The organism is Leifsonia virtsii (assembly GCF_030433675.1).
Lineage (GTDB): Bacteria > Actinomycetota > Actinomycetes > Actinomycetales > Microbacteriaceae > Leifsonia > Leifsonia virtsii.
Map to the genome: position 1 here is coordinate 523,828 of NZ_JAROCB010000002.1, position 24,025 is coordinate 547,852.

The window sequence follows — 24,025 nt, forward strand, 5'->3', positions numbered from 1 at the left end:
GGTGAGCGGTGACAGCGGGCCAGGGTTCAGCATCCGGAGGGCGCGGACGAGTGACGTTCCGCGCATCCAGCAGCTGGTGGAGCCGCTGGTGCAGCGACGCATCCTTCTCGGCAAGGAGATGGTGACGCTCTACGAGGCCGTGCAGGAGTTCCGGGTCGCGCAGAACGCCGACGGCGAGCTGATCGGCTGCGGCGCGCTGCACGTCATGTGGAGCGACCTCGGCGAGGTGCGCACGCTCGCGGTGGCGGACGAGTGGCTGGGCCGCGGCGTCGGTCGGGCGCTGCTCGGGAGGCTGGAGTCGGACGCGCGGGAGCTCGGGCTCGACCGGCTGTTCTGCCTGACGTTCGAGGTCGGCTTCTTCGGGCGCAACGGTTTCGAGGACATGGGCGAGGCGACGGTCGATCCGGCCCTGTACGCGGAGCTGCTGCGCTCCCACGACGAGGGTGTCGCCGAGTTCCTGGATCTGGCCCGTGTGAAGCCGAACACCCTCGGCAACACCCGCATGATCAAGCACCTCTGAGCATGCTCTGACGGCCGGGCGCGCCTGCCGGGCGTGTCTGGGGGCCGTGGCTATAGTGCGGGCATGTCGACGTTCAAGAACCCGGTCGGCCCGCAGCCGAGCAGCGTCTACTGGCGTCGTCGGCTCATCGTCCTCATCGGACTGGTCGCCGTCGTCGTCGTCATCGTCCTGATCGTGGTGCGCCCCGGTTCCGCGGGTGGAGAGCCCGCGAAGAAGCAGCCGGCGCCCGCCTCGACCACCACGCCGGCCGCCGCGACGAGCATCCCCACCAGCAGCGCGAGCGCCGACGGCAAGCCGTGCGCGCCGGGCGATGTGAAGGTGGAGGCCGTCACCGACAAGGACGTCTACGCCGCGGGGGAGCTGCCGCAGCTCTCGGTGGCGCTGACGAATACCGGCTCGGCGGCCTGCACGATCGACGCCGGGACCGCGAAGCAGGCCTTCACGATCACGAGCGGCTCGGAGGTGTACTGGAAGTCCACGGACTGCCAGACCGACAAGGTGGATGCCGAGGTGCTGCTGCAGCCCGGCAAGACCATCTCGTCGCAGGCGCCGATCACCTGGGACCGCACCCGCTCCGACCCGTCGACCTGCCAGGCGCAGCGTCCGCAGGTTCCCGCGGGCGGCGCGTCGTATCACCTGGAGACGAGCGTCTCCGACGTGAAGAGTTCGCAGACGAAGCAGTTCATCCTGCAGTGACGTCGGATGCCGAGGCCGTGTCGGTCTCCCGGAGGTAGGCGCCGGCGACCTCGCGCACCTCGACGCCGGAGCCGTGGCGCATGGCCGGGTTCTGGCGCGCGAGCGCGAGCGCGGCCTCCCGGTCGCTCGCCTCGACGATGCCGATGCCGGCGATCAGTTCTTTGCTCTCGGTGTACGGGCCGTCGGTCTCGCCGTCGGCGCGGAGGGAGCGAGCCGTCTCGGGCGGGGTGAGAGCATAGGCGGCGACCAGCGCCCCCGCGCGGATGAGGTCGTCGGAGTGCCGGTCGTGCTCGGCGAGTTCGGCGGCGTCGTGCTCGGCGCTCGGGTCGAAGTGGATGAAGATGGCGTAGAGCGGCATCGGGGTGTCCTTCCGTGGTTCTGTGTCTTACCCGTGCGTCGAACGACCGGGCCCGGATTCGACACGCGCCGTCAGAACGCGGCGTCGAGCTCCCGTTCGCGATCCGTCGACGCAGCGGTGAAGGCGAGCCGGAGCGCCTCCCGGATGGACGCACTGCGGTCGTCGACCCGGGTCGAGAAGCCGAGTCTGGCCGCCTCCGCCGTGCGCTGCTTGCCACTGACCACGGGCCGGACCTCGCCGGCCAGGCTGATCTCGCCGAAGGCCGCGAGGGTGTGCGGGATGGCACGGTCGGTCGCGGCGGAGGCGATCGCCAGCGCGATGGCGAGGTCGGCGCCGGGCTCGTTCAGCCGCACGCCGCCGACCGTGGAGACGTACACGTCCTTGTCGCCGAGGCGGATGCCCGCCCGGCGTTCGAGCACCGCGAGCAGCATGGCGACGCGCGACGCGTCAACGCCGTTGGTGACGCGTCGCGGGTTGGGCGCCGTCGTGCCGACGACGAGCGCCTGCACCTCGACCGGCAGTGGGCGCCGGCCTTCCATCGCCACCGTCACGCAGGTGCCGGACACGGGCGTCGTGCTGCGGCTGAGGAAGAGGCCGCTCGGGTCGGGCACCTCGGCGATGCCGTCTCCGGCCATCTCGAAGCAGCCGACCTCGTCGGTCGGACCGAAGCGGTTCTTGAGCGCCCGGACGAAGCGCAGCGCAGTCTGGCGGTCGCCTTCGAACTGGCAGACCACATCCACCAGATGCTCGAGCAGGCGGGGGCCGGCGATAGAGCCGTCTTTGGTGACGTGGCCGACGATGACGATGGGCAAGTCGCGCTCTTTGGCGACCCGGATGAGCGTGCTCGCGACCTCGCGCACCTGGCTCGGGCCGCCCGCGATGCCCTCGGTGGACCCGCTCGACACCGTCTGGACGGAGTCGACGATCACCAGCGCCGGGTCGACCGCGTCGATCTGCGCGACGATGGTGGCGAGGTCGGTTTCGGAGGCGAGGTAGAGCGAGTCGTGCACGGCGCCTGTGCGCTCTGCGCGCATGCGCACCTGGCTCACCGACTCCTCCGCGCTGACGTAGAGCACGCGGTTGCGTGCGCGGGCGGCGCGGGACGCCACCTCGAGCAGCAGGGTCGACTTGCCGACGCCCGGCTCGCCGCTCAGCAGGATGGCCGCGCCGGGGACGATGCCGCCGCCGAGCACGCGGTCGAACTCCCCGATGCCGCTCGGCCGCCGGTCGACGCCGTCGGCGCGGATGTCGGTGATCGCGCGGGCCTCCCGGCCGGCGGCGATCGTCACCGGCTTGAGGGCGCGGAGCACACCCGTGGGCTGTGCCTGCTCGGCGAGCGTGCCCCACGCGTCGCACTCGGAGCACCGGCCCACCCACTTCGCAGTCGACCAGCCGCACTCGGAACAGCGATAGTTGACGGACGCCTTCGCCACGGCACCTCCCCTCCTCGATCGGGCTCAACACTACGGGCAGCCACCGTCATCGGACGGAGGATCGCGGCGGCTGTGGAGATCGTCCGCGCAGGACCGCCTGTGGGCACTTCTGCGGGTCGTCCGTCGCGGGCACAATGGGCCGCATGGCTGACCGCACCTTCACCCTCCGTTCCGGTCGCGTCGTCGGGCTCTCCGGCTTCGGCGACTCCGACGCCGAGCGCCTGGTGGTGTTCTGCCACCCCGCGCCGGGCTCGTCGATGTTCGATCCCGACCCGGACGCCTCCGCCGAGCGCAGCGCCCACATCGTCGCGCTCGACCGCCCCGGCTACGGCTCGAGCGAGCCCTGGCCGGCGGGGACCTGGCCCAGCATCACCGGCGCCGCGGACGACATCGCCGAGTACGTGCGGTCGGTCGTGGTGGCCGAGTCGGTGATCGGGGTCAGCCGTCCGCGCACGATCGGGGTCGTCGGATGGTCGGCCGGCGGTCGCGTGGCGCTCGCACTGGCCGCCCGGCACCCCCAGCTGGTGGACCGGGTCGCCATCGTCGGCACGCCGGCGCCGAACGAGGCGGTCCCCTGGATCGAGCCGCAGCTGCAGGCGATGTCGGACCGGCTGTCCGCCATGGAGCCCGATGCCGCCCGGGCTCAGCTGAGCGGGATGCTGCAGCCGCAGGCCGACGCGGTGGCGGCCGCCTCGGAGCCGGGGGACGTGCCGCTCGACCTGCTCGGCATCGGCGCCGTCGACCAGCAGGTGCTGGCGCGCCCGGGTCTGCGCGACCGGCTCGGGCGGATGCTGGAGGACGCGTTCCGGCAGGGCACCGTGGGCGTGGCCGATGACATCCTGAGCTACACCGCCCGCCCGTGGGGCTTCGACCTCGCGGACGTGGCGGCGAAGACGCTGGTGATCGCGGGCCAGGCGGATGCCGTCGCCGGCCACGCACACGCCGCCTGGTATCAGCGCTCGCTGCCGGACGCCCGGATGGAGATGGTCCCGGGCGCCGGGCATCTGGTCGTCGCGCCGATGTGGGACCGCATCCTGTCGCACGTGGCGCCGAACCGGGTCAGGCGCTGAGCGGCTCCGCCGTGCTCTCCACAGTGCGCTCGGCGGTCCCGGTGCGCGGGTAGAGCTCACGCGCCCGGGCGGTGGCGGCCGGCAGGAACGCCGACGCCCACACCCGGTAGCCGTGGTCGTTGGGGTGGAACAGGTCCTCGGCGAACTGCGTGAACGCGCCCCGGATGCCCTGCCGGCGCATCGTCGCGTGCAGCGGCACGACCTGCAGCCCGCGTGCCGCGGCCTCCTCGCGCAGGATGCGGTTGCCCTCCGCGACGAGCCGCTCGTTCCACGGCAGGTAGAAGTAGGGGAGGTCGGCGACGATCGCGTGGTCGGGCACCGCGGCGAACACGGCTCGCAGCCCCGCGCGGAACCGCTCCGGGTCGAACGCCGCGATGTCGTTGGCGCCGATCGACACCGTCACGATGTCTGGCCGGAGGGACGTGAACTTCGGCAGCTGGTCGGCCACCGCGAGCGCGACCGTCGCGCCCGAGACCGAGAGGTTGACGACCCGGACCGTGCGCCCGGTGACCGCGCGCAGGTGGTCGGCGATGACCCCGACGTAGCTGTTCTTGGGCGCCGACGCCCCGATGCCCTGCGCCGCGCTGTCGCCGATGGCCACATACAGCAGCTCGCCGGGGTCGTTGGCCGCGTCCCGCCACCACCTCGAGTGCACAGGCAGCATCTCGTTGAGCCGCACGCGCCCCTCCGCGACGGACGCGCGCTTCGCCTGCACCCGCTGCCACCCGACCGCCGCCAGCACCGCGCCGGCCGCCAGACCGGCCAGGGCGGACAGGATGCGGGGGAGAGCCTTCATGCGAGGAACAGTACCCCGGACCACCGACCCGCGGACGCCCACCTCCCCGATTGGAGACGACCGCCCGAATCGCGTACGATAGTCCGCGGTACCGTGTCCGAGCGGCCGAAGGTGCAACTCTCGAAAAGTTGTGTGGGTGAAAGCCCACCGTGGGTTCAAATCCCACCGGTACCGCCACGTCGAAGCCCCCGGATCCCAGTGTTTACAAAGGATCCGGGGGTTTTCGCTCTCCCGGGCTCGGATGTAGCTCCCGGGCCCGAAGCCGGATGGCGGTCGACTACTCCCGCTCGATATCCGTGTTGCGCCTCCACACCAGATACGGCTCGAGTTGTTCGAATCGGAAGAGCGCGTTCCTAATGTTTCCCTCGGTCGCCGGGTCGTGGTCGGGGAGCTCGTCGTTCAGCGCGGAAACGGGGACATCCCAGATCCGGTCGATCGAGACGTGACCCTCCATGGAGGCGATCCCGCGCTCGAGATCGACCTTGAAGCCCGAACTCGCGTCATCGAGCAGAACCATGACGATACGGTCGACCTTCTCGGCGTCGTAGGGCTGTGCGTTGTAGCGAGCGAGCGCCACGTGCAGCTCGCCCTTGTACTTCTCCAGACGCACCGACTTGGCGTTGCGCCGGACGAGCGTGCCGTCTTCCACGCTCGTCACGTCCAGTGCTCTGGTCCCGCCGCCATACCACGTGGCATCGGCGTCCCGGCCCGACGCCTCTGCACGTTCGGCCACGATGGCCTCGACCAGACCAGCACGGACACTCGGGAGGTCGCAGTTCTCCCAATCGGTGAACCGGCGGTCGATGTCGGACAGGTTGCTCACGTTTCCCCCTTGAGGTTCGGCTGGAGGTCTTGATCGTCACCCTCCTGAGATCACCAATCGACACTTCGCACACGCTTGTTAGGCGGGCGTGAACCTGGCCGAGCGTCCCCCTGTCACCCCAGCCAGGTCATGAGGCCCCAACCTGAGCCGATCTGCGTGCGCGTGTCGAACGCGGATTCGCCGGTTCCGCGGTAGAGCCACAGGGCGCCGCGCGGGTCGGCGGCCACGACGTCGTTCGTTCCGTCGCCGTCGAAGTCGCCCACGGAGACGATCTGGGTCATGCCGCGCCATCCGCTGCCGACCTGGAGGCGGGGCAACCACCTCGTGAGGGTGTGCGGGTACAGCCACAAGGCACCGGCGGCGTCCTCGGCGAGAAGGTCAGGCTGGCCGTCGCCGTTGAAGTCGCCGACTCCGGCGAGGGCGACCATTCCTGCCCATCCCGAGCCGATAGCGGTCGCCTTCAGCCAACCTCCCGTACCGTTCCCCGGATAGAGGAGGAGGCGGCCGCTTGTGTCGGTCGCGACGATGTCCGCGGTGCCGTCCCCGGTGAAGTCGCCGACACCCACGATCTTCGTCATGATGTTCCACCCGGTGCCGACGGCCCGCCGCGCACCCCAGCCTCCTGCACCGTTGCCCGGGTAGAGCCAGAGCACGCCCGAGCTGTCGCGGGCCAGAACGTCGGGGTGCCCGTCGCCGTTGAAGTCGCCGGGGGCGACGATGGCGGTCATCACGTTCCAACCGCTGCCGACCTGGCTCGTGGTGGGCGTCGCCCAGCCCCCTGCGCCGTTGGCGTGGTAGGAGAAGAGCCCTCCCGCCGTGTTCCGGGCGAGGACGTCCGGGTGCGCGTCTCCCGAGTAGTCGTGAAGGCGCGGGCGCGGTGCTCGCAGGGTGATGTCCACCGTCGCCGTCGCGGCGTCGCTGGCCGTCACCGTCACGGAGATCGAACCGGACTCGTTCGTCACGGTGTCGTTGTGGAACTCCAGGCCGCCGCTGCCGTCCCATCCGTTGATCACGGCCGCATCGTTGTAGGGATTGCGGGTGTCCGGTTGGGTGATGACCACGGACCCGTTGTCCGGGGTACTCGTGAGCAGGCGTACCCCTCGCGACTCCTCGACCAGGTCCTCCGCGGCAGCGTCCATCGCGAACACGTTGTCGTAGACGTATGCCGGCGGCGATGTCCACCCGTAGCCGGAGCGGTCCTCGAGGTAATACGTGCTCTGGGTCGCTGGATCGGTCAGTTGCAGCATCGAGGGCAGCTGAGCGTCTGCGGCCCATTGGAGCCGCTGGGACTTCCACGTGTGCACCGCCTCCCCCTGGGCGAGAGCGAACCTCGGCGCGCCCGCGGCCGGCACCCAGCCGAGCATGGCGAGCGTGCGGGAGTTGAGGTTGTCCGGGCTGTCGTAGCCCTCCCAGATGTTCCCCATCACGTCGTAGCCGTCGCCGTATGCGTAGGTGGTGCAGTTCGGTCCGCCCGTGGTACGCCCGCAGAAGGCGAGATCCGACGAACCGATCCCGAAGTTGACGCCGATGCCCTGCGCCAGAAGCATACGGTCGACGCTGAGGCCGACTGTCTCCGAGATCAGCCCGCTGCTCCCGATCCCGTCGCCGATGGTCGAGATCCCGCTCCAGGCGTCCGCGCAGCCGGGAGGCAGGATCACATCGAGGTGATGAGCCCCTCCCGGTGGCGGAGTGTCGAGGTAGTTCTGTGCCGAGGCGTAGCCGAGCGCGACGGCGGCCTGATCCCAGAGCGTGTCGATGCTCTGCGAGCACGGTTGATCCGAACTGAGGACGGGGACGGTGGGGGTCGTCGTGAACGTGATGACCTTGGCAGGGTCGGTCGTGCGGTCCTGGACGGACTGCCAGTGCCAGAAGTCCCCGATCCGCGTCGCCAGTTCCACAAGCGCGGATTGGTCGTAGACGGAGGAATCGACCGGCGCGACACCGACCGGATTGATCACCACGAGATCGAGGACGTGGCTCTGGGCGACCGTCGCGACGCCCGGCGTCACGGTCGCGGCGGATACTGCGAGGGGCGTCGCCGATGCGCCGGAGGTGAATCGAGCGGCGGCCCTCCCGCTGCGAACGGAGACCGTCCCATCGAAGATGGCACCGGTCTTGGCCCCTGCCGGGATGTCGCCGGAGATCGGCACGCGGGTGCCGTCGGCCGTCGTCACCGTATAGGCAGTCGTCGGTGCGCCCTCGCTGAGCGACTGGCCCTTCTTGAGCACCGGCTCGGTCCGCGTCACGCGGAGGGTGCCGTGGAGGTGCTCGGCCTGTATCGCGGGAGCGCCCGCTGCCGTCGGTCGCGGCGCTGCGGCCGATGCCGGCTCCACCGCCCCGGCCAGTCCCGCGGTCGCGAGCAGAAGTGTCAGGGTGATCGCACAACCGGCGCGCAGGCGGGAGGGGGCGACGTTTCGGGTGGCCGTCACAGGGGTCCTCTGCAGAGTTCACGGGTAGATCATCAGAACGTAGCAGTTGAGCGGTCCTCGCTTCTTGCGCCCGAATGGGGGACAGCGCAGGAGCCCGATCTCGGCAGCGTCGGCCGAAGGGAGCCCCCGTTCGGGTGCCAGAACCAACGGTTCGCAGTCACTAGAGTGATCCCGCCGGTCCGCTGCACCGATCCGGACCACCTGTTGTGCCGGAATCGAGGAATGCGTGAGAAGACTGCGTCTGCGAGTGGCCCTGGCCGCGGTCATCGCGATGGTCGTGACCCTGGTGGCCTGGCCCGGCCCGGCCCTGGCGGCGGCGGCGATCAGGTGGTCGCCTCCCACCGCGACGACCGACTGCACAACCCTCCAGGCCGGGTTCTACCACTCGCTCCACGTCACGGCCACGATCAGCGGCCTTCCCGCGTCGACGACGTACACCGTGCGCGTGTACGACAGCACCTCGAACGCCGTCGGCGCGGACGGTCAGGTCACCACCGACACGCAGGGCGGCGCGGCGCTCGACTTCTCGGTCTCCGGCGCGGTGGTCTCCGGGGACTTCTACTCCGTCTTGCTCTCGTCCGGGCCGACCGTGATCACCCGGGCCATGGTCAACGCGAGCACCTGCGCGTCCGGGGTGGCGCCCACCGGCAATCTGTCGGCCGACGCGGTGTGCTCCACACGATTCCTCGGCAACTGGGGCGACCTCCAGGCGTTCTCGTACCGCGTGCACGGCACCGTGACGGGGTTCGTCCCCGGCGAGACCTATACGCTGTCGGCGGCCGGCGCATCCGGGGCGCCCGCCGCCGTCGCCGATGCGACCGGTGCTGTCGCATATGACTTCACGGTCACCGGACCCTTGACGACGTCCGGCGCGATGATCCAGACGACGAGCCAGGCCCAGCCGGTCGGGGAGGCCATGTTCGTCAAGGCCGACCCGTGCCCGGCGATGAAGACCGACTTCCCGAGCCTGCGTCCCACAGAGTCGGACGTCAACGGCGACGGCCAGTCCGACCTCCTGGCGATCGACTACAGCGGACGTCTCCTCTATTACCAGAACGAGTCGTCGCAGAACGCGGGCGGTGTCCCCTTCACCACGTCGCGTGTCATCGGATCGGGCTGGGGGCCGCAATACGGCATCCGGATGCAGGCGGCTGGGGATCTGACAGGCGACGGCTACTCGGAACTCGTCGTGATCCGCTCTGACGGTGCTCTTGTGGCCTACTACAACAACATCAACTCGAATGCAGGGCGGATGCCGTACGCCTCGGCGACGCTCATCGGCAGCGGCTGGCAGCCGTTCGTCGACGTGACGCTCGGCGATGTCAACCATGACGGTTTCGCGGATCTCATCGCGGAGCGCTCCGACCACACATACTGGCTGTACATGAACCATTTCGCGACGAACCCGGGTCACCAGCCGTTCACCTCCGGGGTCCGGATCGCCGCTCCCGGGTACGAGAGCGCGTACGGCATGGCAGCGGTGGACGCGAATACCGACGGGTTCGCCGACCTGTGGAGCTACTCGGGCTGGATGGCACCCAACCTGACCCCCGCAGGCGCCACCGCGCCGTTCGGCGCGTACCTGGCGGTGGAAACGAACGCACTGAGCGCGATCGGCGCGCTCCAGCCGCAGTCGGGCTGGGCCGTCGGCCACTACTCGTATTCTCCGATGTCTCCCGGGGTCCTGATAGCGAATCCGAACGGGAACGGCTCGCTGGTGTACATCCAGGTGCTGGATGGAACGGGAACCACCTCGTCCACCGTCATCGGCTCGGGCTGGCAGAGCATCAGGACGCTCATCTCCTGATCAGGAACGTCGGCCTCGATCACCGGAACGTCGGATCGGCCGATGACTTCGAGGCTGACGGCGCCGAAACCCGCCACGTGCGAGCTCCCGTGTTCCTCTGGGATCCGGGCGCCGGGACACGGTCGTGCGGCTCCTCGAAACGGAGCCGTATGGTGCAACCACCGTCGGCCCTGCGACGCGGTCGGCACGCATCCACCCCGGTGGCTAGACTTCGTCTCATGAAGCGCGCCACCATCTACGACGTGGCTCGTCACGCCGGCGTGTCGCATCAGACCGTGACCCGGTATCTGAACGGCTTCGAGGGCATTCGGCCGGCGACCCGGGAGAAGGTCCAGGCCGCCCTGGACGAGCTGAACTACCGGCCGAACGGTGCGGCGCGGTGGCTCCGATCGCGGCAGTCGAACCGTATCGGGATCCTTGCGCACCGCATGGAGCTGTCCGGCCCGGGGCGGATCGTGGCCGGGGCGACGACGGCCGCGCGCAGCCGGGGCTTCGTCCTCGACATCGCGTCGATGGACGGCGAAGACCAGGTGTCCGTGGATGAAGCGCTCGACGTGATCATGGAGCATCAGATCGCGGGGGTGTTCGCGACGGCGCAGACCGATGTGGTCCGGGCGGCGATCGAGAATCGCGGGATCGACATCCCCATCGCGATGGACTCGGCGGAGGGACTCTCGTCGACGAGTGTCAATCCGCGCTCCCTCCCCGGCAAGCTGGCGGCCGCGCACTTGGCCGACCTCGGGCACACGCGCGTCGCGTTCGTGAACGGCCCGCCGGTCTGGATCGCGGCGAACCAGCGCCGCGAGGGCTTCGTCGAGGTCGCGGCCGAACGGCGGATGGACATCGTCTGGGAGGGCGAGGGGGACTGGTCCGCCGAGTCGGGCTACCGCGCCGCCCGAGAACTGCCGGAGGAGGTCACGGCGGTCGCCCTGGCCAACGACAGCATGGCGATCGGGTTGATCTACGGTCTGGCGGAGCGCGGGATCCGCGTGCCCGACGACGTCAGTGTGATCGGTATGGACGACGCGCCGGAGGCCCGATTCCATCTTCCTCCGCTCTCGACGGTCCGTCTCGACTTCGAGGGGGAGGGCGCCTACCTGATGAACACGCTCATCGCGAAGATCGAGGGGGACGACCTCTCCACGGTCCCCGGTTACCGGCTTCCCGAGCTCGAGGTGCGGGGTTCCACGGGCGCGGTCCGCACCGCGGAAGCTCGCCGGTAACCATCCGGTCACGACTCTTGTGAGTCGGGCGGCACCTGTGTAACCTTGCCACCAAGCCAAATGTTGTCGACAACATGGGCGGGAGTGCTCCGTCAATGTTGTCGACAACATGCACTGATGCGGAAGGTCGACGATGACGCAGAACCCCCGATTCCCCGGCGTGCTCTTCGGAGCCGCGTACTACGCGGAATACCAGGAGGAGGGGACGCTCGATCGCGACCTCGACCTGATGGTGGAGGCAGGGTTCACGGTCATCCGGGTGGGCGAGTCGGTGTGGTCGACCTGGGAGCCGCGCAACGGCGAGTTCGACCTCGACTGGCTCCAGCCGGTGCTGGACGGCGCGCACGCGCGGGGCCTCGCGGTCGTCCTGGGAACGCCGACCTACGCCATCCCGCCGTGGCTGCAGACGCTGCACCCGGAGATCGCGTCGGTCGACCGGCAGGGGCACGCGCTCGGGTGGGGCGCCCGGCAGGAGATGGACCAGTCCGTCCCGGTCTACCGCTGGTACGCGGAGCGCATCATCCGTAAGGTCGTCAGCCGCTACGCCGACCACCCGGCCGTGATCGGCTACCAGGTGGACAACGAGCCGGGGAACAACCTCCCCCATAACGAGAGCACCTTCCAGGCGTTCGTCTCCTGGCTGCGTACGCGCTACGGCTCTGTCGAACGGCTCAACCAGGAGTGGGGCCTGGTGTACTGGTCGCACCGCATCGCCGAATGGTCGGAGCTGTGGCGCCCGGGCGGCAACCTCATGCCGCAGTACCAGCTGGAGTGGCGCCGCTTCCAGGGCGAGCAGGCGACCGAGCTCATCGCCTGGCAGGCGGGGATCGTGCGGGAGTACGCCCGCGACGACCAGTTCGTCACGACCTGCATCTCGTACTCGCGTCCGCAGATCTCCGACGACGAGCTCGCGGCCTCCCTCGACATCACTGCGGGCAACCCCTACTACCTGATGCAGGACGGCCTCTCGGCCGACGTCGACCTCCCTCGCCGCGCCGACTGGTGGCACACCGGTCCATGGGCGCTCTTCCAGTGGGCGGACCGGGCGTACTCGTCCCGCCAGGAGCGCTTTCTCGTGACGGAGACCAACGCTCAGTCGATCGGCGGGCCCTGGCAGAACCAGCCCCCCTTCCCCGGGCAGATCAAGCAGGCGGCGTTCGCCCTCGTCGCCCGCGGCTCCCGCATGATCGAGTACTGGCACTGGCACACTCTGCACTTCGGAGTCGAGACCTACTGGGGCGGGGTCCTGCCGCACAGCCAGGTGCCCGGCCGCATCTACCGGGAGGTTGCGGAGCTCGGCGGGAGCCTGAAGCGTATCGGGGGCGCCCTCGACGGGTTCGAGCCGGATGCCGACGTGCTGCTGCTGCACTCGACCGACACCAAATGGTCGTTCGAGTTCTATCCTCCGCTCGCGACGGACGAGGGGGAGGCCGACAGGCGCTCGTACGCTCGCATCGTTGACGCGTTCCAGCGCGGTCTCACCGAGGCAGGAGTGCAGGTGCGCGTCCAGCACAGCCGGCAGTTCGCGAAGCAGTCCGCCGCCGAGCTGGCCGAGCGCTACCCGGTGCTGATCGCAGCCGCCGAGTACGTCGCCGACGACGACGTGCTCGACGCCCTGCGCGCATACGCCGAGGCCGGCGGCCACCTGGTGCTCGGCATCCGCACGGGCTACGGCGACCAGCTCGCCCGCGCCCGCCGCGGGGTCGCGCCGGACCGACTGCACGATGCCGCCGGGGTCTGGTACGACGAGTACTCCAATCTGGCGGCCCCCCTGACGGTGAGCGCCTCGTCGGGTCTCGAGCTGGAGGCCGGTTCGCAGGCCACCGCGTGGGTCGACGTGCTCACCCTCGACGGGGCGGAGCCGCTCGTCTCCTACGAGCCGACCGAGCTCGGGGCGGAGGCCGCGATCACCACCACGGCCTTCGGCGCGGGCCGCGTGACCTACGTCGGCACCGTGCCGAATGCCCCGCTCGCCCGGAGCCTCGCACGGTGGCTCGTCCCGCACACCGCCGCGACCGTCTGGCGCACCGGGAACCCTGTCACGGTCAGCACAGGCCGATCTGCCGCAGGCGCGCTCGCGTTCCTGCACAACTGGTCGGGGGCCGCGCACGTCGTCACCGTGCCCGCCGACAGCATCCACCTCGAGACCGGCGAACACTACGCCGCCGGCTCCCCGTACACCCTCGGGCCGCGCGACGTCGCCGTCTTCGAGGTCGCCGACTCACACGCGTGAGTGGGAACACCAAGAGAAAGAGAACGATCATGAGGAAGAAAGCCTCGAGGACAGCAGCGGCGCTGGGCACCGGCATTCTGGCTGTCGCACTCGCACTCACCGGCTGCACGGGCGGAGGCGGCGGCACCGCCGACAACACGAAGCCGGTGTCGCAGTCCGAGATCGACAAGGCGATGAAGACCCCGACCACCCTCACCTTCTGGACATGGGTGCCCGACATCAAGAACGAGGTCGCGCTCTTCGAGAAGAAGTACCCGGCGATCAAGGTCGACGTCGAGAACGTCGGCCAGGGCGCACCGCACTACCAGAAGCTGCGCACGGCACTGAAGGCGGGCAAGGGCGCCCCGGACGTGGCTCAGATCGAGTTCCAGTACATCTCCTCGTTCACCGTGACGGACAGCCTCCTGAATCTCGCTCCGTACGGGGCGTCGGACCTCGGCGACCAGTACGTGCCGTGGGTGTGGAACCAGGTCAAGCAGGGTGACGGGGTCTACGCCATCCCGCAGGACTCCGGCCCGATGGGCAACCTCTATCGCGAGGACATCCTGGCCAAGGCCGGCATCACCACGCCGCCCAAGACCTGGGACGAGTACGCGGCCGACGCGGCGACCGTCAAGGAGAAGACGGGCGTCTACATGTCGAACCTCGCCTCCGGTCAGGCCGGGCAGATGCTCGGGCTGCTCTGGCAGGCGGGCGTCAAGCCGTTCGGCTACGACGGCAAGAAGGGCGTGAAGGTCGACGTGAACAGCGCCGAGGCCAAAAAGGTCGCCGCCTACTGGCAGGACCTGGTGCAGAAGGGCTACGTGTCCACCGACCCCGACTTCACCGACAGCTGGTACCAGGGCCTGGCGAACGGCAAGTACGCCGGCTGGCTCACCGCCGCGTGGGCGCCGGTCTTCCTGCAGGGCACGGCGGCCAAGACCTCGGGGCTCTGGCGGGCGGCCGAGCTGCCGCAGACGCCAGGAACCAAGCCGGCGTCCGGGAACTGGGGAGGCTCGTCCGACGCGGTCCTGAAGACGACGAAGAACCCGATCGCTGCCTACGAGCTGGCCAAGTTCATCAACAACGACCCGGAGTCGACGCTGATGTTCGCCAACAAGCAGTTCCTGTTCCCGACGTCCACCGCGACTCTGAAGGACCCGGCCTTCGTCGACCAGCAGGCGGCGTTCTACGGCGGACAGAAGGTCAACGAGCTGTTCGCGAACATCTCCACCACCGTCGACACCAAGTTCGACTGGCTGCCCTACATGGACTACGCCTACTCGAGCTACACCGAGACCGTGGGCAAGGCGCTCTCGGCGAAGGGCGACCTGTCGGCCGGCCTCGACGCGTGGCAGAAGGCGCTCGTGACCTACGGTACCCAGCAGGGCTTCTCCGTCAACAAGTAGAGACGTCGCGGCGGCGGGATGCTCCCCGCCGCCGCGCGGCCCTGACAGAACAAGGGAGTTCACCATGACCCAGTCCGTGGCACCCGCGAGGGAGCGCGCGCAGCGAGCTGCGCCGTCGCGGCCCCGACGGAACGCCAACCAGAGGCGACTCAATCGTGCTGCCTACCTCTTCGTGGCGCCGTTCATGCTCGTGTTCGTCGTGATGCTGCTCCTGCCGCTCTTCTACTCCGGCTACCTGAGCCTGTTCACGACGCAGCTGATCGGCGGCCAGACCTTCGCCTGGTTCGCCAACTACGCACGCGCCTTCACCGATCCGGACTTCCTCGCGGGCCTCGGCAGGATGGCGCTGTTCCTCGTCATCCAGGTGCCCATCATGCTGGCGCTGTCGCTCTTCTTCGCTCTCGCCCTCGACAGCGGCCGGGTGCGCGGCTCCGTCGCCCTCCGGTTGCTGATCTTCCTGCCGTTCGCCGTCCCCGGCGTGGTGGCGACGCTGATGTGGGGATACCTGTACGGCAACGACTTCGGTCCGATCGCTCAGACCTTCCGCGCGGTCGGGCTGGGGGCGCCCGACCTGCTCAGCGCCCAGAACATGCTCGGCTCGATGATGAACATCGTGACGTGGGCCTTCGTCGGCTACAACATGATCATCATGTACGCCGCACTCCGGTCGATCCCGACGGAGCTGTACGAGGCCGCCGAGATCGACGGCGCAAGCCAGTGGCGCGTCGCCTGGAGCATCAAGATCCCGGGCATCCGGCCGGCCATCATCCTCACCGTGATCTTCTCGATCATCGGCACGTTCCAGCTCTTCAACGAGCCGAGCCTGTTGCACGCCATCGCGCCGAACGTGATCGACAACGGGTACACGCCTAACTACTACGCGTACAACCTCGCGTTCACCAACCAGGACGTCAACTACGCCGCCGCGATCGCGTTCCTGCTCGGGATCGTCATCGCGATCGTGTCGTACGTCGTCCAGCTGACCACCCAGCGCAAGGAGGCGCGCAATGACTGAGACGGCGACACGCGCGACGCTGCCGGGTACCGCCGGCGCGAGGGCATCGGGCCGGACCCGCGGCCGGGCGAAGGCGTACAACCGGCAGACCCGGCGGAGCACCCTCCTGACCGTTCTGCTCTGGATCTGTGCTCTCTACTTCGTGCTGCCCATCGTCTGGCTGTTCATCGCGTCGACCAAGAGCAATGCCGACCTGTTCACGACCTTCGGCTTCGCTTTCGGGCACACGTTCGAGCTGTTCTCCAACATCGGCGCCGTCTTCACGGCGCAGAACGGCATCTACGTGCACTGGGCGATCAACACGCTCGTGTACGCCCTGGTGAGCGCGGTCGGCGCGTCGCTGCTGGCAACCATGGCCGGTTACGCGTTCGCCAAGTACCGCTTCCCGGGTGCGGTGCTGATGTTCAGCGTCGTGCTCGGCGCCATCATGATCCCGCTGACCGCCCTCGCCCTCCCGACCTACCTGATGTTCAGCCAGATCGGGATCACGAACACCCCGGCCGCGGTCATCGTGCCGTCGCTGGTCAGCCCCTTCGGGGTGTTCCTGATGCGCGTCTATGCCGCCGATGCGATCCCCGACTCGATGATCGAGGCGGGGAGGGTCGACGGCGCGGGCGAGTTCCGCATCTTCTGGCAGGTCGGACTCCGCTTGCTGGCCCCGGGCATCGTCACGGTGTTCCTGTTCGCCCTGGTCGGCACCTGGAACAACTACTTCCTGCCCCTTATCATGCTGAACAGCTCGGAGCTCTACCCGCTCACGGTCGGCCTCGCGCAGCAGCAGGCCACCAGCGCCGCGGGCGGAGGTTCGCAGGCCCTGTTCTCCGTCGTCATCACGGGCTCGCTGGTGTCGATCATCCCGTTGGTCATCGCGTTCCTCTTCCTGCAGAGGTACTGGACCACGGGCCTTGCGAGCGGAAGCGTGAAGGAGTGACCGGCGTGGTACTGAAGGACGCGTTCGCCTACGGAGGCGACTACAACCCCGAGCAGTGGGCGCCGGAGGTCTGGCGCGAGGATGTCGAGCTGATGAACCGCGCCGGGGTGAACCTGGTCTCGGTCGGCATCTTCTCGTGGGCCAGGATCGAGCCTCGCGACGGCGAGTTCGACTTCGCCTGGCTGGACGAGGTGCTCGACCTGCTGCACGCAGGCGGGGTGCGCGTCGACCTGGCCACCGCGACGGCCTCGCCGCCGCCGTGGCTCGCGGTCGCTCATCCGGAGATGCTCCCCGTGACCGCGGAGGGCGTCACCCTCTCGTCGGGCAGCCGCCAGGCGTACTGCCCGAGCTCTCCGGTCTACCGCCGCTACGCCTCGCGGCTGGTGCAGGCGATCGTCGAGCGGTACGCCGACCATCCCGCGCTCGCGCTCTGGCACGTCAACAACGAGTACGGCTGCCATGTCAGCCACTGCTACTGCGACGTCTCGGCCGCCGCATTCCGTCGCTGGCTGGAGGCGAAGTACGGCACCATCGAGGCGCTCAACGACGCCTGGGGCACCGCGTTCTGGTCGCAGCACTACGCGGGGTTCGACGAGATCCTGCCGCCACGCGCCGCGCCGACCTTCACGAACCCGACGCAGGTGCTCGACTTCGATCGGTTCAGCTCGGACGAGCTGCTCGACTGCTTCCGGATGGAGAAGGCGATCATCCGGTCCCGGTCTAGTCTGCCGGTGACGACGAACTTCATGGGCTTCTTCAAGGCCGCGGACTACTGGGCCTGGGCCGAGGAGGTGGACGTCGTGTCCGACGACTCCTATCCCGACCCGGCGGACCCGCGCTCGCCCGTGTACGCGGCGATGCAGCGCGATCTGATGCGCTCTCTCGGCGGCGGCGCCCCGTGGTTGCTGATGGAGCAGGCGCCGAGTGCGGTCAACTGGCGGGAGCGCAACGCCGCCAAGCTGCCGGGTCAGATGCGGGCCTGGTCGTATCAGAGCATCGCGCGCGGGGCCGACGGGATCCTCTTCTTCCAGTGGCGCCAGGCCGTGGCAGGTGCCGAGAAGTTCCACTCCGGCATGCTTCCGCACAGCGGGACGGACACGCGCGTGTTCCGCGAGGTGGAGGAGCTGGGCGGCGAGCTGAAGGCCTTGGCCGGTACCCCCGACCTTCTCGGGGCGCCCGTGGAGGCGCAGGTCGCGATCGTCTTCGACTGGGATTCCTGGTGGGCGGTCGAGCAACCAGCGTCGCCGACGCGCACGAGCTACGTGGAGGAGGTCTTCTCCTGGTACGCGGCCCTGGCGGCGGCCGGCGCGACGGTCGACTTCGTCCGGGCGACCGACGACCTCCGCAGGTATCGGGCCGTGATCGTCCCGACTCTCTTCGTCGCGAGCGACGGGCAGCTCGAAGCCCTCGACCGGTACGCCTCCGAGGGCGGCACCCTCGTCGTGGGGTTCCTGACCGGGGTCCTCGATCACGACCTCCACGCCAGGGCCGGCGGTTACCTGGGGGCGCTGCGCCGCGCGCTGGGTGTGTGGATCGAGGAGTTCGCACCGCCGGCCGCGCCCGACCTGCGTGCGTTCGGCGGCGGCGAGCCGCCGGCGTTGTCCGTGCGCGGCGAGGTGATCGGGGGAACCGGCGCTGCGGCACAGTGGGCGGAGTACGTGAGGGTGGAGACCGCGGAGGTGCAGGCGGTGTTCGAGGGAGGTGCTCTGGACGGGCACCCGGCGCTCACTCGCCATCAGCACGGTGACGGGGTCGCCTGGTACGTGGCCACGCGTCTCGAGGCGGCGCCGCTCGCGAACCTCCTCCATGCCGTCCTCGACGGCGCGGGTGTGGACCGTCTGCCGGCGATACCTGGTGTGGAGTTGGTGAGACGGGGCCGCGTGCTCGTGGCGATAAACCATTCCCCGGAGGCCGTTGTCCTCGACCTCGCCGGCACGGAGCTGCTCACCGGTTCTCCTGCGGCGGGACTCTCGCTCGGCTCGATGGGGGTGGTGTTGATCGTCGAGTGAGGGACTACCGGTGGCTCGCTCGCATCCGATCGAGCCACCGACTCCCGTCACCCTCGGACGAGCACCTGCGCTTCCCACGGGCCCAGACGGCCGTCGCCGACGGGTGACGGCGCGTCGCTGTTGGTGAGCAACAGCGACGCGCCCCGCCACGCGTCCACCTCCTCGAGGTCGTAGGCCGCGGGCTCCCCGGACAGATTGGCGAGAACCAGCATCTGCCGGTTTCCCAGTGAACGGACGTAGGCGAACACGGTCGGATGCCGATCGAGCAGGAGCCGGAAGCTCCCATCCGAAACGACACGCTCCTCGTGGCGCAGGGCGACCAGCGCCTTGTAGTGCGAGAGCACGGAGCGGGGATCTCCGGCCTGCGCGACCGCGTTGATGTGCGTGAAGTTCGGGTTCACAGTGATCCACGGCTCGCCGGTGGTGAACCCTCCGTTGGGCTCAGCGGACCACTGCACGGGGGTGCGTGCGTTGTCGCGGCTCATCGCATGCAGAGCGGCAAGCGCATCATCGGGCGACCGTCCGTGGGTGGCCAGCGCGTCGGCGTAATGGTTGAGCGACTCGATGTCGCGGAAGTCCTCGATGCGGGTGAACGGCATGTTGGTCATGCCGAGCTCCTCGCCCTGGAAGATGTACGGTGTGCCGCGCAGAAGGTGGAGCACCGTCGCCAGAGCGGTGGCCGACTCACGCCAGTGCACGCCGTCATCGCCGAATCGGCTGACCACCCGGGGCTGGTCGTGGTTGTTCCAGTACAGACTGTTCCAGCCGACGTCGGACAGCCCTTCCTGCCAGCGGACGAGCGATTCCTTGACCTCCAGCGGGGTCGCAGAACCGGGATCGAACTTGCCGTCCGGCCCATGGTCGAGGCCGACGTGCTCGAACTGGAAGACCATGTCGACCTCGGCTCGCTGCGGATCGGTGAAGAGTCTCGCTTCTTCCACGGTCACCCCGGGCATCTCCCCGACAGTCAGGTAGGCGCCCGTCCGGTGCGCGAACACGCGCCGGTTCATCTCCTGGAGGAACTCGTGGATGCGTGGCCCTCCGGCGTAGAACGGGAACCCGTCGCCGTAGGTTGCTCGAGGAGGCACCTTTCCGTCCGGCAGCGATGCTTCCTTGGAGAGGAAGTTGATGACGTCCATCCGGAAGCCGTCGACCCCGCGGTCGAGCCACCAGTTCATCATCTCGTAGATCGCCTCGCGCACCTCCGGGTTCTCCCAGTTGAGGTCCGGCTGCTTGCGCGAGAAGAGATGCAGGAAGTACTCACCGGAATCCCGGTCGTACTGCCAGGCGGAACCGGAGAAGAACGATCCCCAGTTGTTCGGCTCGGCCCCCGGCTCTCCGCCGGCGAAGCCGTCGCGGGGTGGCCGCCACCAGTACCAGTCGCGCTTGGCGCTGCCGATTCCCGACGCGGACTCGACGAACCAGGGGTGCTCGTCGGAGGTGTGGTTGACGACGAGGTCCATGACCAGTTTCATTCCTCGGGCATGGACCTCCTCGAGCAGTCTGTCGAAGTCGTCGAGAGTGCCGTAGACCGGGTCGATGGCCTGGTAATCGCTGATGTCGTAGCCGTTGTCGTCCCCGGGCGAGCTGTAGATCGGCGAGAGCCAGATCACGTCGACCCCGAGCCGCTGCAGGTGGTCGAGACGCTGGATGATGCCGCGCAGGTCGCCGATGCCGTCGCCGTCGGAGTCGGCGAAGCTGCGTGGATAGATCTGGTAGACGACGGCCGACCGCCACCAGGGCGCATCGTCGGTGGCGACGCCGCCCGTACGGACGTCTGACGGGTCGGTGGTGAGATCGCTCACAGTGTGTCTTTCGGGTCGAGGTCGATGAGCACGAGCTGCCAGGTGCCGGGCGCAGGAAGGAGAGCCGTCGCATGCGTGCCGTCGACCGTGACCTCCACGTCGACAAGTCTCGGCAGCGCATCCGGGCCGGCCACCCGGACCCGCGGGGTGGACCCGGCCGTCGCGCGGATGCGGAGCGATCCGTTCCCGATGTCGGCGACGGGCTCCTTGGGCGCGTCCCACAGATCGTCCGGCTGTCCAGCCAGGTTGATGAGATGGACGAGCAGTCCGCGGGGTGTCTGGACGACGCGTCGCCAGACGGTCCCGGAAGCGGCCTCCCCGCCGACCGGCGTTTTCTCATAGGCCACGTCGAGGTCGTCGTTGTACGGGCCCGCGTAGGAGCCGGTCACGTCGGTGTTCCCGGGGTCGAACAGGAGCTCGTCATGCTCGACCATGAAGTCGTACCAGCGACGGAGGAGGTCGGCGGTGGAGGGCTCGACGACGTGGTTGCGCACGTAGTAGGGATCGACCAGGATGCGATCGGCCTCGCCGGCGAGCAGCTGGGTGGCGCCGTGCGAGAACAGCGTCGCCATGGTGAACGCTGTGGCCCGGTCGGCCGCGTCGGCGGGCGCGGAGTCGTACACGTGCTGGTAGGCCGCGATGGCGATCGGCTTGTCGCCTCCCGCAGCACGGGCGCGCGTCACGACAGCGGCGAGAGAGCCGAGCGTCACGTGCGGATCCCACACTTCGATGTAAACGGCATCCTGAGGGCTCGCCGCGGTCGTCCAGGTGGGGAAGTCGTTGACGTTGTTGAAGACGAGATGGGACCCCGGGAGGCGGTCCCTCACGCCCTCGATGAGCGCCGCGAACGACTGCGCGACGTCGACGGCGTGCCCGTCCGCACGGCGGGCATGCTTGGGGTAGCCGTACTGGTCGAGATGGAAGCCGTCGAAGCCCACCCTGTCCACGGCGGCGGCGAGTTCGGTGCGCAGGTGGGACAACCACGGCACCGCCGCTGGGTCGACGATGAACAGGAAGTCGCCGAGCGCGAAAGGCGCGCTCGCGGCATCGAGGAGAGCCCACTGCCGCCAGTCCTGCCACTCGGCGGGGCCGACTGCGTACACGGCCGCGTACCCGAGGGCGCGTGCCCCGGCGCCCCGGACCGCCTCGATCAGGCGCCGGACCGTGGCGAGCGACACGGGCTGACCGAGCGCATCCTCGTAGTCCTCGCCGCCGCCCAGCAGGTCCGCGTGCCGGTATGCCCAGTCGTAGAACTGCACGTCGGTCAAGTGCAGGCGGCGGACCGTGTCGACGAGACCCCCCGGGTCGCGGCCGGGGGAGTAGTCGACGGTGAACCCATAGCGCAGCCGGAGTGCGTCCGCACCGGCGATGTGGAGCGCCGAACGCAACGGCGCTGCGCCCGTGCCATCCGTCCATTCGAGCCCGTAGCCGCCCGGAGGCAGCGAGCCGAGGGTGACGAATCCGTCTCCCGGCGTGGGGAGGGACGTGAGACGTTCGCCCAGATGCCAGAGCGTGAGTTCTCCCGGCTCGGAGACGCCCCGGAGCTCGACGCGGACCTCCTGCCCTGGGCCGAACCAGGCGCGCTCGGGAAGCAGCTCGCTCATCCCTTCACCGCCCCCGAGGTCAGACCCTGGACGAAATAGCGCTGGAACACCAGGAAGACCACGATCACCGGGACGACTGCGATCACCGACGCGGCGAAGACGAGACCCCACTGGGTGGCGTTCTCACCCTGGAAGAGGGCGATGGCGATCGGGAGCGTGCGTCGCTGCGGGTTGTTGATGATGGTGAGGGCCCAGGCGAACTCGTCCCAGCAGGAGAGGAAGGTGAAGATCGTCGCCGTCGCCAGGGCCGGCTTGGCCAGGGGGAGCGCGAGGCGCCAGTAGCGGGTCCACGCGCTGGCGCCGTCGACCTGCATCGCCTGGTCGAGTTCGACCGGGATGGAGGCGAAGAACCCCCGCAGCAGGAACGTGTTGAGGGCGAGGGAACCGGCTACGTAGAACACGATCAGGCCGCCGAGCGAGTCGATGAGACCGAAGAACTTCGCGATGATGAACTGCGGGATGATCAGCATCATCGCGGGGACGACCAACCCGATCAGCAGGATGCGGAACAGCGTCTCGCGCCCGGCGAACCGGTAGCGCGCGAAGCCGTACGCCATCATCGAGCTGATCAGCACCGACAGCGCCGTCGACACCACGGCGACGATGCTGGAGTTGAGGAAGTAGAGCCCGAAATCCTGGGTGGTCAAGGCTTGGACGTAGTTGTCCGTCGTCGCCGGGTTCGGGATGAACTGCGGTGGCACAGTCAGCACGTAGGCCTGGCTCTTGAAGCTCGTGGAGAGCATGTAGAGGAACGGCGTCACCATGATCGCCGCGCCCACCACCAGGACGGCGATCCGCACCGCCGCACCGGCGCGTCGACGGGTCGCCGTGCCGGATCGGACGGGGCGCTGCGTGATGCGGGGACTGTTCGCGGTCGCGGTCACGCGAGATCCTCTCCGCTGCGGTCGCGGAAGACGCGCAGCTGGATGACGGCCAGTACGAAGACGATGACGGCGAGGATGACGGCGAGTGCCGAGCCGTAGCCGAAATCGAGGTACTTGAAGGCCTGGTCGTACATGTAGGTCAGGACGACATCCGTCTGCCCTCCCGGTCCGCCTCCGGTCATGACCAGGACCGAGGTGAACACGTTGAAGCCGCCGATGACGAGCATCACCGTGACGAACAGGAGCGATGGCCAGATCGCCGGCAGGGTGACGACGCGGAAGCGTTGCCACCGACCCGCACCATCCATCGTGGCGGCCTCTTCGAGCGACTGGGGCACCCCCTGCAGGGCGGCGAGGAAGATCATCATCGACCAGCCGACCCCTTTCCAGACGCCGAGCGCGCAGATCGCGACGAGCGCGGTCCATCGCCCGGAGAGCCAGGAGACGTCGGAGTTCATCAGGTGGAGGAAGTCGTGCAGCGTGAAGTTGACGAGACCGCCGTCGGCGAACAGGTACTTGAACAGCAGTGACACGACGACCCAGCTCGTCACGACCGGCAGGTAGAACAGGATGCGGAACAACGGCTGAGTCGGGCTCTTCCGTTTCAGCAGCACCGCGATCAGCAACCCCAGGACGATCTGGGGCGGCACGGTGAACAGCATGTAGATCCCACTGTTGGTCAGGCTCAACCAGAAGTGCGGGTCCTCGAACGCCCGGATGTAGTTCTCGAACCCGAGGAACCGGCTGACTGCGCCGGCCATGATCTTCCAGTCGAAGAAGCTCATCTGGACCGCCTGCAGGATCGGCAGGAGGATCAGCACGCCGAACAGGATCATCCCGGGGGCGATGAACAGGTAGGGCGTGGCCCCGGCGCTGAGACGGCTCGCGGTGATGGGGCGGCGGGGCCGTCCCCTTTCTCGGGTGAGGTCGTCTGGGCGCCGCGGCGCGGCGGGGCCGGGCCCCGCCGCGCGCGTGGTCTTCTCGGTCGTGGTGCTCACGGC

19 protein-coding genes and 1 tRNA gene are annotated in these 24,025 nt (G+C 68.9%); 11 read left to right on the forward strand and 9 right to left on the reverse strand.

The features are described from left to right. Position 1 precedes the first annotated feature (1 nt). On the forward strand, positions 2 to 520 hold the full coding sequence (locus P5G59_RS08485) for an amino-acid N-acetyltransferase (protein WP_301217915.1): 519 nt from the start codon (positions 2 to 4) through the stop codon (positions 518 to 520). Positions 521 to 583: 63 nt separating this feature from the next. Further along, complete coding sequence (locus P5G59_RS08490) at positions 584 to 1,216, forward strand: hypothetical protein (RefSeq protein ID WP_301217917.1); 633 nt, start codon at positions 584 to 586, stop codon at positions 1,214 to 1,216. Here P5G59_RS08490 and P5G59_RS08495 read toward each other — a convergent pair. Together P5G59_RS08495 and radA are read right to left on the reverse strand one after the other, a co-directional pair. Next, positions 1,203 to 1,574, reverse strand: a complete 372-nt coding sequence (locus P5G59_RS08495) for a YciI family protein (protein ID WP_301217919.1) — start codon at positions 1,572 to 1,574, stop codon at positions 1,203 to 1,205. The genes P5G59_RS08490 and P5G59_RS08495 overlap by 14 nt on opposite strands. A 71-nt stretch (positions 1,575 to 1,645) precedes the next feature. Then, the gene (gene radA, locus P5G59_RS08500) at positions 1,646 to 3,007 is read right to left on the reverse strand and encodes a DNA repair protein RadA (protein ID WP_301217921.1); all 1,362 of its coding nucleotides are present in this window, start codon (positions 3,005 to 3,007) and stop codon (positions 1,646 to 1,648) included. A gap of 143 nt (positions 3,008 to 3,150) precedes the next feature. Here radA and P5G59_RS08505 point away from each other — a divergent pair, with 143 nt between their 5' ends. Further along, positions 3,151 to 4,077 (forward strand): alpha/beta hydrolase, encoded by a 927-nt coding sequence (locus P5G59_RS08505; RefSeq protein ID WP_301217923.1) that lies wholly within the window; start codon positions 3,151 to 3,153, stop codon positions 4,075 to 4,077. Here P5G59_RS08505 and P5G59_RS08510 read toward each other — a convergent pair. Further along, on the reverse strand, positions 4,067 to 4,873 hold the full coding sequence (locus P5G59_RS08510) for an SGNH/GDSL hydrolase family protein (RefSeq protein WP_301217926.1): 807 nt from the start codon (positions 4,871 to 4,873) through the stop codon (positions 4,067 to 4,069). The genes P5G59_RS08505 and P5G59_RS08510 overlap by 11 nt on opposite strands. Before the next feature lie 87 nt (positions 4,874 to 4,960). Between P5G59_RS08510 and P5G59_RS08515 the strand changes: the two genes are divergently transcribed. Next, positions 4,961 to 5,050 (forward strand) — tRNA-Ser (locus tag P5G59_RS08515). 100 nt (positions 5,051 to 5,150) lie between these two features. Here P5G59_RS08515 and P5G59_RS08520 read toward each other — a convergent pair. After that, positions 5,151 to 5,696, reverse strand: coding sequence for a hypothetical protein (locus P5G59_RS08520; RefSeq protein WP_301217928.1), 546 nt, complete (start codon positions 5,694 to 5,696; stop codon positions 5,151 to 5,153). Positions 5,697 to 5,809: 113 nt separating this feature from the next. Beyond that, on the reverse strand, positions 5,810 to 8,125 hold the full coding sequence (locus P5G59_RS08525) for an FG-GAP repeat domain-containing protein (RefSeq protein WP_301217930.1): 2,316 nt from the start codon (positions 8,123 to 8,125) through the stop codon (positions 5,810 to 5,812). A 226-nt stretch (positions 8,126 to 8,351) separates the two neighbouring features. Between P5G59_RS08525 and P5G59_RS08530 the strand changes: the two genes are divergently transcribed. The 7 genes from P5G59_RS08530 to P5G59_RS08560 all read left to right on the forward strand — a co-directional run bounded on the left by P5G59_RS08530 (position 8,352) and on the right by P5G59_RS08560 (position 18,731). After that, positions 8,352 to 9,932 (forward strand): FG-GAP repeat domain-containing protein, encoded by a 1,581-nt coding sequence (locus P5G59_RS08530; protein ID WP_301217932.1) that lies wholly within the window; start codon positions 8,352 to 8,354, stop codon positions 9,930 to 9,932. 218 nt (positions 9,933 to 10,150) lie between these two features. After that, complete coding sequence (locus tag P5G59_RS08535; RefSeq protein ID WP_301217934.1) at positions 10,151 to 11,155, forward strand: LacI family DNA-binding transcriptional regulator; 1,005 nt, start codon at positions 10,151 to 10,153, stop codon at positions 11,153 to 11,155. A 133-nt stretch (positions 11,156 to 11,288) separates the two neighbouring features. Further along, entirely contained in the window at positions 11,289 to 13,388 is a 2,100-nt protein-coding gene (locus tag P5G59_RS08540) for a beta-galactosidase (RefSeq protein WP_301217936.1), read from the forward strand. 29 nt (positions 13,389 to 13,417) lie between these two features. After that, positions 13,418 to 14,776, forward strand: coding sequence for an ABC transporter substrate-binding protein (locus tag P5G59_RS08545; protein WP_301217939.1), 1,359 nt, complete (start codon positions 13,418 to 13,420; stop codon positions 14,774 to 14,776). Positions 14,777 to 14,840: 64 nt separating this feature from the next. Continuing rightward, entirely contained in the window at positions 14,841 to 15,791 is a 951-nt protein-coding gene (locus P5G59_RS08550; protein WP_301217941.1) for a carbohydrate ABC transporter permease, read from the forward strand. Beyond that, a complete protein-coding gene (locus tag P5G59_RS08555; protein WP_301217942.1) occupies positions 15,784 to 16,722 on the forward strand; it encodes a carbohydrate ABC transporter permease in 939 nt (312 codons plus the stop codon). The genes P5G59_RS08550 and P5G59_RS08555 overlap by 8 nt, the downstream gene beginning before the upstream one ends. A 5-nt stretch (positions 16,723 to 16,727) precedes the next feature. Next, entirely contained in the window at positions 16,728 to 18,731 is a 2,004-nt protein-coding gene (locus P5G59_RS08560; RefSeq protein WP_301217944.1) for a beta-galactosidase, read from the forward strand. A 47-nt stretch (positions 18,732 to 18,778) separates the two neighbouring features. On the opposite strand, the gene P5G59_RS08565 is transcribed toward P5G59_RS08560, so the two are convergent. Genes P5G59_RS08565 through P5G59_RS08580 form a run of 4 tightly spaced genes read right to left on the reverse strand, consistent with a single transcriptional unit; the run spans position 18,779 to position 24,022 of the window. Continuing rightward, the gene (locus tag P5G59_RS08565; RefSeq protein WP_301217946.1) at positions 18,779 to 20,536 is read right to left on the reverse strand and encodes a glycoside hydrolase family 13 protein; all 1,758 of its coding nucleotides are present in this window, start codon (positions 20,534 to 20,536) and stop codon (positions 18,779 to 18,781) included. Next, entirely contained in the window at positions 20,533 to 22,140 is a 1,608-nt protein-coding gene (locus P5G59_RS08570; protein ID WP_301217949.1) for a glycoside hydrolase family 66 protein, read from the reverse strand. The genes P5G59_RS08565 and P5G59_RS08570 overlap by 4 nt, the downstream gene beginning before the upstream one ends. Beyond that, positions 22,137 to 23,024, reverse strand: a complete 888-nt coding sequence (locus P5G59_RS08575) for a carbohydrate ABC transporter permease (RefSeq protein ID WP_301217951.1) — start codon at positions 23,022 to 23,024, stop codon at positions 22,137 to 22,139. Before P5G59_RS08575 ends, P5G59_RS08570 begins: the two co-directional genes overlap by 4 nt. Then, on the reverse strand, positions 23,021 to 24,022 hold the full coding sequence (locus tag P5G59_RS08580; RefSeq protein WP_301217953.1) for a carbohydrate ABC transporter permease: 1,002 nt from the start codon (positions 24,020 to 24,022) through the stop codon (positions 23,021 to 23,023). Before P5G59_RS08580 ends, P5G59_RS08575 begins: the two co-directional genes overlap by 4 nt. Positions 24,023 to 24,025: the final 3 nt, after the last annotated feature.